The organism is Sphingobacterium sp. UBA7253, assembly GCF_002472745.1.
Taxonomy (GTDB): domain Bacteria; phylum Bacteroidota; class Bacteroidia; order Sphingobacteriales; family Sphingobacteriaceae; genus Sphingobacterium; species Sphingobacterium siyangense.
Map to the genome: position 1 here is coordinate 1,515 of NZ_DKSP01000162.1, position 658 is coordinate 2,172.

1 pseudogene is annotated in these 658 nt (G+C 45.3%); it reads right to left on the reverse strand.

The window, feature by feature from the left end:
- Positions 1-27 precede the first annotated feature (27 nt).
- Positions 28-613, reverse strand: a pseudogene (istB, locus tag B2X72_RS16580) (IS21-like element helper ATPase IstB).
- Between the last annotated feature and the right edge of the window lie 45 nt (positions 614-658).

Consider the following 658-nt stretch of genomic DNA (forward strand, 5'->3'; position numbering starts at 1 on the left):
TAGGAGTAATGTCATCAAAAGTAATAATTAATACGTATCTATTCTGGTTTTATTTTCAAGCTGAACAGACCGCTTCTTTCTCATGGATTCTCCATTCATTTCCATTCTATGCGCATCATGAACTATACGATCCAATATCGCGTCGGCAATGGTTTTATCACCTATCACGTCATACCAGGCGCTAACCGGTAGCTGAGAAGTGATGATCAGAGAGGTTTTACCATGTCTGTCCTCAATAATTTCCATCAAGGCAGCCCTGCTTTGCGCATCGAAGGGCTGTATGGCGAAGTCATCCAATATAAGCAGCTGCTGCCGTTCAAGTTTTGCAATTTCCTTGATATAAGTTCCATCTGCCTTAGCCATTTTAAGTCTGGCAAAGAGTTTTGGGGTACTCGCATATAATACCCGATGCCTGATAGCCCAGCGCGGTTGCTATATAGCTCTTGCCAATGCCGGTGCTTCCTGTGATCAGCAGGTTTTCGTTCCGCTGGACAAAGGTACAGTCTGCCAGCCTGTTCATCAGATTTCGGTCAATATTGCGCGAGGCTTCATAATTGACATCTTCAACAGCCGCCTTGTAGCGGAACTTGGCATAAAAGATCTGTCTTGCTATACGCCTGTTGTGCCGGTCATCCCATTCTGCATCGACAAGCTGAGC